This window comes from Maritimibacter alkaliphilus HTCC2654 (assembly GCF_000152805.1).
Lineage (GTDB): Bacteria > Pseudomonadota > Alphaproteobacteria > Rhodobacterales > Rhodobacteraceae > Maritimibacter > Maritimibacter alkaliphilus.
In genome coordinates this window covers 98,045-106,928 of record NZ_AAMT01000013.1, presented here as the reverse complement: position 1 = coordinate 106,928, position 8,884 = coordinate 98,045, and the positions used below count along the sequence as shown (strand labels likewise).

Here is an 8,884-nt window from a genome sequence, read left to right as displayed (position 1 = left end):
GGCCAGTCGCGATAACCAACCAGAAAGCAACTCGTCCGGCACTGGCGTCACCGATATCGGCAGCGGGATACACGTCACGCCCCAGATTTCTCGAGCCGTCGCTGAGCGTTTGCATGGCGCGACCAGACCGGTGTCCATTTTGCGATGGCATCATCAGTGACGCACTCGTCACCGCTGATGATCGCGTCGATGGACAGATCCTTGACCAAGGCAAAGATGCGGGACGTCACCCCGCCAGTTAATGCGAGGATCTGCTTGAGCGACCGCACTTGCAGATTGGATTTCTTCTCCAGCGGCATGGCCGCGATCAATGTCTGGATCATATCCGAAAACTCGGCATCATCGCGCCAATTCGGCAGGTGGTGTTCATCAAGCCGACGGGCCAGTTGGACATCGCCGCGAATGGCATCGACGGCTTCGCTGACACCGTAGCAGACCAAAGATGCCTCCAGCTCGTTGCTGAGATACCTCAAGACATTGAGGAACCGGCGCTGTTCCCTATGCGTGCCCGCAAGAAGGTTGTGGACTTCGTCGATCATGATCATCCGCAGCCCGAGGTCGCGCAAAAGGCCCACGACCCGAACTTCCAGCGAGGCAACACTCTGCGCCTTCAGGCTCAGCGTCGACGACGGGGCTCCGACGGCTGCGAGGATGTGCATATAGAACCGCCGCTCATCAGGAGCGGGTGGCGCCTGCAACAGAAGTAACGGGGTGTGGGTGACGCCCGACTCCGGATCATACTCCGGCGCATAGCGTCGCGACAGGTTGCGGGCGATCATTGTTTTGCCGATGCCGGACGCCCCATGCACCAGAAGGCCAGGCATGCGGGTCTGCCGCGACATCTCAATCAGACCATGCAGCCGGTCCAGCACTTGCTCCGCTCGGGGAAAGCCGATCCAGATGTCCGATTGAATGAGGGCGATGCGGCCGTCGTCTTCAGTTTCTGCCCTCAATTCACCAGCGCTCCACCTTGAACATGGGGCGCGATGGGCGTTGTTGCAGAAAGTCGGCCTGAGTTGTGAGTGCCCCTTTCCCATTCAGTTTCATGCCACGCGGACGACGTGGGCGGTGCCGAGCGCGTTGAAGCGATTGACAAGGGCGACCCGGATGTGGATTTCGGCGGTTTGGCGATCTGGATCCCGCGCGGCGATGCGCTCACCGAAGGCCTTCAGGCATCGCATCTTGGCCTCCACTCGGCTACGGGCGTGGTATCCGGTCCACCGCTTCCAGAATGCCCGACCGTAGTGACGCGTGGCGCGCAGGGTTTCGTTGCGCGCCTTGGCAGCCGGGCAGTCCTCTTTCCAAGCTCGACCGTTCCTTCGGGTCGGTATGATTGCCGTGCCACCGCGTGCGATGACGGCGCCGTGGCAGCGGCGGGTATCGTAGGCACCATCCGCGGTCACGGTGCCGATGTCCTCGTCCTCGGGGATCTGGCCCAACAGGTCCGGCAGGACTGGGCTGTCGCCTTCCCGGCTAGGGGTGAACTCGACGGCCCGGATATCCGAGGTGGCGATATCCATCGCCAGATGCACCTTGCGCCATTGGCGGCGGCCCTGAACGCCATGCTTGCGGGCCTGCCATTCGCCGTCGCCAAGAAACTTGATGCCGGTGCTGTCCACCAGAAGATTCAGCGGCCCTTCGGCACGGCGATAGGGGATCTGCACCTTGAGGGTCTTCTGTCTGCGGCACAGCGTCGAGTAGTCCGGAACGGGCCAGTCTAGCCCTGCCAGGCGCAGGAGGCTCGCGACCATTCCGGCTGTCTGCCTGAGCGGTAGCTTGAACAGAACCTTGAGCGACAGGCAAAACTGGATCGCGGCATTCGAAAAGACCGGCGGGCGCCCTGGGCGTCCCTCATGCGGCGCGTGCCAGGTCATCTCCTTGTCCAGCCAGATCAGCAGCGATCCGCGCTTCCTGAGCGCATCGTTGTAGCTGGACCAGTTCGTCGTGCGGTAGCGGGCGGGCTTGGGCTTGCTCATGCAGATCGTCTAACCGCATGGATTCCCGATGTGAATCCTTCACCGACTGAGTTCTGCAACAACGCCCAGTGCATCACCCAAAAAAAGGGAAACGACGCCAGACCGAGAAGCCTGACGCCGCGCTAGAAAAAAACCCCTGAACACGGTTCTTCTAGCGCAGTGTCCGAACCCCTGCAACCAGCAAAGTGTTTTTGCTGGCAAGAATGTTGTTTGCTCTCGACATGGCATCGTCTCTCTCAGGAGATACGACCATGGAACCAACGACTGGCCTGATCCTAAGGCGGATCACGCAGACAGACCTCTCTGTTTCGGCGCACAAACTGGCCACGCTCATCCTCGACGGAATTGCGTGGAAGGACGGGTATAACGGCCTGCCCCGCGGCACGGCTGCCTTCACCCTGTCCTCTCTGGCAGCGAAGATGGGCGTCTCGCGCCAGTACCTGAGCGTTCTGCTGAGTGAGCTTGAAACTTCTGAACTGAAGCTTGAGCGCGAGAAGTCGAACGGCAAGTTCGCCCCCTGGCTCTTCCGCTTCGCGGCCTTTGACGACGGCGAACAGACCCACGATCTCGTGTCAGACGGAGACGACACATCACTATCTAGAGAAGAATCTAACAAAACTATATTCACAGGACAGATCAACATTGACGGTTGCTCGAACGTGTTCCGAACATGCTGGGCCGAGCTGATCAAGGCCGCGAAGAGCGCCCTACCCTGCTGGAACGTCGATACGCAAGTGATCTGGGAACGCTTCCTTGCCTTCAACCGGGCCCGTGGGAACAGCAAGGTTCCGGCCGGTTTCCTGCTCGGCTTCATGCGCCGGTGGCGCACCTCGCTTGGAGAAGCGACGCGCCCACCGGCTCTCCCCGCACCACAGCCGGTTCAAGAGCCACGAGAGCGCGAGCTGCACGAACAGATCAAGGCTGCGCCAAGCTCGAACCGCCAGTTTCACGCGTCAGACCTGTGTCGCGTCATAGGGCAAGCGGCGTACGATGCGCGCATTGTCGCCGTGATCCGGCAGTTCGGTTGCCCGAGGTTCACTGCTACGCTTGCAGTCCACGGGCGTGCAGTCCTGGCGGGCGAAATCTCGCGGTGATGATGGATCGGGTGCCACAACTCTGGCCAGAACGTATTCAGTCAGGGCAGTTCTGGGATCAAAGCAGGTCGGCGAATTGCTCCAGGTCGGCAACCGTGGCGACCAACCCCTGCTGTGTCAGGATCGCGAGATACTCGTCGACGCTTTTGAGCGGATTCTTGAGGCGCGCGCGAACTTTCCGCAGCGCGGAACAGACCAGACCGGGCGCGAGAGACAGTTGGTTCCGGAAAAAGTCGTCAGGGTGTTGGGTCTCGATGCCAAAGGGCGCAAGTGCCGCTGGTGGGAAGTCCTTCAGGTTCTGCGTGACGATCGCGTCACAGCGCCCAACGATTGCCGCCGCCAGAACGTGCCGATCGTCAGGGTCCGGCAGTGTTAGGGCCGGCACCAATGCCTCGTAGCCGGTGACCAGACAGTCGCGTGTGGCCCTGTCCATCAAGTCGCGAGTTCGTTCCAGCGCGGCGCGCTCCCGATGAGGTTCATTGCGCAGAAGCGCATCAATCCACTCCCGATGGATATCGGCCGTCCACTTGGCCTTGAAAAGGTCTGTGACCGCCAACTGCATCAGTGCATCGCGCATCGGCGCGGGATAAAGGACGTTCGCATCGAACAGGACCGTGTACTGGCTCATTTCGAGCGGTAGCCCATGTCCTGCTCTTGAGCGTCGGCGGCCAGTTGATCGAGCGCAGCTTCACGCTCGGTATCGATCGCGGCCTTGTAGGACATCACGTCTTCCATGCGGACGCGGCGATGCTTGCCGACCTTCCGATGCGGTATGGCACCATCCTCGAGCAGCTTGATCAGGAACGGACGCGAGACGTTCAGAACCTCAGCGGCCTGTACGGTCGAGAGTTCGGCGTTCTCGGGGATGATGGTGACCCCCCGCCCCGCTGCCATCGCCTCGAGGATCTCCATGAGCAGCGATACGGCGCCCGCAGGAAGCTCGATCGGCTCCATCTGCTCGGAGTCCGTCACACGAAGTTTCAACGGCGCGCGCGCCTGGGCGAAGCGTGACAATGCCTGGCCAGAGACGCGCGCAATCGCTGCGTCCTGCGGCGTGGGCGGAAGATGTCGGTGTGCCAGCATGTTCATGGTGGTCTCCTCTCCGGTTTCTGTTCTCTACCACCATATATGAAATAAGTGCAACAAATGCATTAAGTGTTGGTGAGTTTCTGCGCGCCCTGCCGCGTGCTCGCGGTTATCGCTGCTGTCGAGTGAGCGGGTGAGACCCACGCTAACCTTCAGTTTGTCGCCTTCCACATCCTGAACCGCCCCTGTCCTGTCACCTCGCGGATCAGACCCCGCTCTTGCATCCATGCAAGGTTGCGCTGAACAGCGGCGCGACTGGCACTCGTCAGGGCCTGGGCCATTGGCGCAGAGACGAGCGGCCATTCGGTCAGCACTGCGCGCAAGGCCGGCGGCGTCCTGCCCGAGAGCAATGTCATTTCGGCTTCCGCCCGCGCCGACCATGCCTCGATATCGTCAAGGTGCCGCACCGCGGTCAGGCACGCGGCTTCCATCCCGTATAGCCAGCGTTCCAGACGTTCGAACGGTGAACCACCGGCTCGTAGTCCCCCTGCCCCGCCCATGGCCAGAGGCGTGAAGACTGCGCCTCTTCCATCGCTGGCCGCGATCCGCGCAGCTGCGACAGCCGCTTCCATACGGTCGTCGTGCTGCCCGAGCCCCGCGAGGCGCCAGAGGTGAAAGCCCGCGCAAGCGCGAGTGATCGGGTGCAGGTCCGTGGCCTGCCCCATCAGATCCAGCCAACCGCTCGCGCGATCCACGAACGGCTCGGTCTCATCACTGATGTTCTCGGGGTCGCGACGGTCGAGGAAGGCGGAAAGGTCCTGCTCCGGTCCCGGTCCACCCGTCAGTCGCCGAATCGCCCATCCGACTCGCGCCAGCGCCGCCGTGTCGTCCTGGACACCGGACAGGCGCAGCGAGATCCAGAGCGCCAGCCGGTCTTGGCTGATGCGGTCACCGGTGTGCCAGCTCAAATCTGCGGCCTCCATCAGCGCAAGCCGATGCCGCCATCCTTCCGGTCCGCGCTTCAACCGGTCGTCCAGCGCGCCGACGCGACCGGCCACACGGGCAAGACGCGCGGCCTGCCCGCCCTCTGCCTTCCGCCATTCGTCGAGGACCTCGGTTTCACGCGGTTCGGCCCGTGGTCCCGGCGGCAAATAGTCCGGCTCGTCGTCCATCGGACCGGGCAGAAACCACAGGTCGTCCTCAGACGCCTGTTCGACCTCCTCAGCATAAATGCCGAGCGCGTCGGATTCATCATACAATGCGGGGGTTCCAGGCCTCATATGCGCAAAATACAGCTATTTTGAGCTTTACCCAAGGGTTTTATCAGAGTGCGTTTGTACACCTTACATAGCACGCGCGCGCGATGGTCCGCGAGACCTCCCTGATCGCGCTCTGCGTATGGAAACCAAGGGCTTTCTGATGAACAGCGCCACAGAGCGCGCCCTTGCATTCATTTACAAACGGTCGTTTAATAGCGGTATCTTAAATTGCAAACAGCCCGTTTTCATGCCGCTGATAGGCTACGCCCGTGTTTCCACAGAGGATCAGACCCCCCTGCCCCAGTCTGAGGCCCTGCAAACTGCGGGTTGCGTCGAGATCTTTGAAGAGCACGCCTCGGGCGGCAATCGCGCGCGACCGGTGCTAGCACGCGTGCTCGAACGCGTCCAGAGCGGCGACACGCTGGTCGTTGTGCGGATCGACCGGCTTGCGCGATCTCTGTCGCACTTGCTGGAGGTGATCGAACGTCTGGAGGCCAAGGGAGCGTTCTTCCGCTCCCTGCAGGACCCCATCGACACCGCTTCCCCGCAGGGCAAGTTCACATTGCAAGTTCTGGGCGCTGCGGCCGAGTTCGAGCGCGCGCTGATACGAGAGCGCACAAAGGCCGGGCTTGCCTCTGCGCGCGCCAAAGGGCGCGTTGGTGGCAATCCTGGGCTACGCGCCAAGGATCCCGCTGCGCTGCGCAAGGTGCGGCTGGCGCGACAGGACGGCTACATGGAGCGCCTCAACGAGACCGCGCAGGATTGGGTGCCCCATGTGCGCCGCTTGCGGCCGGATATGGCCTGGGAAGACCTGCTGCGGATCATCAATGGCCCCCTGCCCCCAGATCGCCATTGGACACAAAGCCGCCTGCTCCGCGCTGTGAAGGCATATGTGCGTGACGGGTTCCTTCCTGCCGAGGTGCTTGGCCGCGCCGGACGGCGCGAAACCGATGACCGCCTGCCTGCCATCGTGGCGGCGATCAAAGGCGCGGACCCCGAAATCACGCTGCAGGCGATCTGCGACCGGCTGGAATCGATGCGCGAACGGACCCCTCGAGGTCGTGCCAGCTGGCAGCCGTCTTCGGTCAAAATGCTGCTTGAGCGTGCGGAAAAGTTGGGGCTCCTCTGAACACGACACTTGTGTTGGCCTGACGGATTGCCACTAAATCTAGAAAGTGCTTGCACGAATCTGGGTGGTCGGGCAATAGTCTCGAAAAATAACGCGCGGTCACATAAAAAACGCGCCCACGGATCGGGGCAGACATGAGCGAAGCAGAACAGGATCTAGATATCGCCATCGGGCACTACGCGGAACTTCTCGCGTCGAACCTGCATGCTCAGCGCGCTGCACACTTCCCACCGGATGCAAAGAAGGTGATGCGCACTTTGACCAGCGGCGAAGCTGCTGAACTCCTTGGTGTCGACCATACCTATCTTCGGAAGCTTCATCGAGAAGGAAAGATCGTTGACGTCGAGACGACGGCTGGAAGTCATCGTCGCTATACGCTCGACGATATCTGGGAAATCCGTCAGACGCTTGAAGGAAATGCAAAGAAGTCTGGAACTTACGTGCCTGGACGTCGCGACGGTGACGAGCTTCAAGTCGTTTCAGTGGTGAACTTCAAGGGCGGATCGGGCAAAACGACGACGTCTGCTCACCTCGCTCAGCGCTTGGCGCTCAAGGGGTACAGGGTTCTTGCGATCGATCTCGACCCCCAAGCATCTCTTTCGGCTCTTCACGGAATCCAGCCAGAACTCGACCTCATGGAGGGCGGAACCCTCTATGATGCCGTTCGCTATGACGATCCGGTTCCGATCGCCGAAGTGATCCGCAAAACCTACATCCGCGGCCTTGATCTTATCCCGGGCAACCTTGAACTCATGGAGTTCGAGCACGAGACGCCTGCTGCGATCCAGCGAGGCGGAGCGAAGGCGTTCTTCGCGAGAGTTCATGACGCACTCGATAGTGTTGAAGCGAACTACGACGTTGTTGTGATCGACTGTCCGCCGCAACTTGGTTTCTTGACGATGTCAGCACTTTCCGCGTCCTCGGGTGTGCTCGTGACGGTTCACCCGCAGATGCTTGACCTTATGTCGATGTCCCAATTCCTGCGAATGACTGCGGATCTCCTTGGAGTAATCAGGGATGCAGGCGCAAATCTGCGCTTCGATTGGCTTCGCTTCTTGCCAACGCGATACAAAGTCGGCGACGCGCCACAGACCGAAGTCATCGCCTTCATTCGCGGGCTCTTTGGGAGGTCGGTCCTGACCAATCACATGGTTGAGTCGACCGCAATTTCTGATGCCGGCTTGACCAAGCAAACGCTCTACGAAGCTGACAAGAAGGACTTCACGCGTCAGACGTTTGATCGTGCGATCGAATCTATGAACGCAGTGAACGATGAGATCGCTGAAATCATCCAGAACACATGGGGGCGGAATGGCAAGAAAGCCTAAACTTGGCCTGCCGCTGCAGACCCTTCGCAACGCTCCTGACGCTCTTGAAGGGCGCCGACTGCGTGGCGGTGTTTTTGAGATCGATCCGGCGCAGATTGTTACCGAAGGACGGTTGGATGACAGGCTTCAGATTGACGTTGAGGGCCTGAAGAACTCTATTTCCAAGAACGGTCAGCGTGTGCCTGTCTTGGTCCGCCCACTGGAAGGCGATCGCTACAACCTGATCTATGGCCGCAGACGCTTGGAAGCATGTCGCGAACTCGGTATCAAAGTTCGAGCCATCGTCACAGAGGTTGAAGGTGATCAAGCGCTTCGAGATCAGCTTCTCGAGAACCAAGAGCGTCGTGATCTGAGCTTTATTGAGCGTGCGCTCGTTGCGACGGCACTTCTGGACGGTGATCATTTGGAAGGGGCTGAGCGCACCAATCGAGGTGTCGCCGATGTCCTTAACCTCCACGAAGCTGGGGTTTCACAACTCTTGAGTGTCGTTCGGACGGTCGGCGAGGAACTCATCCAGGCAATTGGTGCGGCTCCCGGGATTGGTCGCCCAAGATGGGAAGAGCTCAAAAAGGCTTTGGGTGCCTACGACGGTGATCGAGACCAACTGCAAGCCGTAGCTCATGCAGCCAAGTCCGAAAGTTCCGGCTCGGTCGATGAGGTTTCTGAGCGTGCGTTTCTCGCAGTTCTGGCAGCTGCGAAGAGAGCAGAGAAGAAAGCAAGCCCGTCTAGAAAGGGTGTGCCTGCTTTGGCGATCCCCGGTGTTGGAGCTGCGACGGTCAAGACCGGCCGCCAAGGCAAGCAGCTCAAACTTGATCTAACTACGGATGAACCTGATTTTATCAGCTGGTTGGAGGGCAACGCCCCAAAGCTGATTACCGAGCTTCATGAGCGCTGGAAGCGTTCAGGAGACTGAGGAAGAGCAACCAACAAGAAGGAGGCACGATACAGGCAAAAAGAAAAAGGCCCCGAGAAGCTAGCTTCACGAGACCTTTGTAAGGTTTCGCACCGGGATCAGCCCGCTACAAAATCTCAGTTTTCGCACTTCTGAATGTAGCGTTCTGGCCCCTACCCC

9 protein-coding genes are annotated in these 8,884 nt (G+C 60.3%); 4 read left to right on the top strand and 5 right to left on the bottom strand.

The window, feature by feature from the left end; translation table 11 throughout:
- Positions 1-74: 74 nt before the first annotated feature.
- Positions 75-953 (bottom strand): TniB family NTP-binding protein, encoded by an 879-nt coding sequence (locus RB2654_RS00555; RefSeq protein ID WP_007803215.1) that lies wholly within the window; start codon positions 951-953, stop codon positions 75-77.
- Between the two features lie 90 nt (positions 954-1,043).
- Positions 1,044-1,976 carry an IS5-like element ISRhba5 family transposase gene (locus RB2654_RS00550; protein ID WP_007803217.1) on the bottom strand — a complete coding sequence of 311 codons (933 nt, stop codon included), beginning with the start codon at positions 1,974-1,976 and terminating at the stop codon, positions 1,044-1,046.
- Positions 1,977-2,227: 251 nt separating this feature from the next.
- On the opposite strand from RB2654_RS00550, the gene RB2654_RS00545 reads away from it, so the two are divergent.
- Positions 2,228-3,070, top strand: coding sequence for a hypothetical protein (locus tag RB2654_RS00545; protein WP_007803218.1), 843 nt, complete (start codon positions 2,228-2,230; stop codon positions 3,068-3,070).
- Positions 3,071-3,128: 58 nt separating this feature from the next.
- On the opposite strand, the gene RB2654_RS00540 is transcribed toward RB2654_RS00545, so the two are convergent.
- The 3 genes from RB2654_RS00540 to RB2654_RS00530 all read right to left on the bottom strand — a co-directional run bounded on the left by RB2654_RS00540 (position 3,129) and on the right by RB2654_RS00530 (position 5,376).
- The gene (locus RB2654_RS00540) at positions 3,129-3,698 is read right to left on the bottom strand and encodes a PIN domain-containing protein (RefSeq protein WP_007803220.1); all 570 of its coding nucleotides are present in this window, start codon (positions 3,696-3,698) and stop codon (positions 3,129-3,131) included.
- Complete coding sequence (locus RB2654_RS00535) at positions 3,695-4,159, bottom strand: excisionase family DNA-binding protein (RefSeq protein WP_007803221.1); 465 nt, start codon at positions 4,157-4,159, stop codon at positions 3,695-3,697. The genes RB2654_RS00540 and RB2654_RS00535 overlap by 4 nt, the downstream gene beginning before the upstream one ends.
- A gap of 149 nt (positions 4,160-4,308) precedes the next feature.
- Positions 4,309-5,376 (bottom strand): helix-turn-helix domain-containing protein, encoded by a 1,068-nt coding sequence (locus RB2654_RS00530; RefSeq protein ID WP_007803223.1) that lies wholly within the window; start codon positions 5,374-5,376, stop codon positions 4,309-4,311.
- Positions 5,377-5,602: 226 nt separating this feature from the next.
- Between RB2654_RS00530 and RB2654_RS00525 the strand changes: the two genes are divergently transcribed.
- The 3 genes from RB2654_RS00525 (at position 5,603) to repB (ending at position 8,725) form a co-directional block, all read left to right on the top strand.
- Entirely contained in the window at positions 5,603-6,484 is an 882-nt protein-coding gene (locus tag RB2654_RS00525) for a recombinase family protein (RefSeq protein WP_040884175.1), read from the top strand.
- 134 nt (positions 6,485-6,618) lie between these two features.
- Entirely contained in the window at positions 6,619-7,812 is a 1,194-nt protein-coding gene (gene repA, locus RB2654_RS00520; protein WP_040884156.1) for a plasmid partitioning protein RepA, read from the top strand.
- Positions 7,796-8,725, top strand: a complete 930-nt coding sequence (repB, locus tag RB2654_RS22735; protein ID WP_083783317.1) for a plasmid partitioning protein RepB — start codon at positions 7,796-7,798, stop codon at positions 8,723-8,725. Before repA ends, repB begins: the two co-directional genes overlap by 17 nt.
- Positions 8,726-8,884 lie beyond the last annotated feature (159 nt).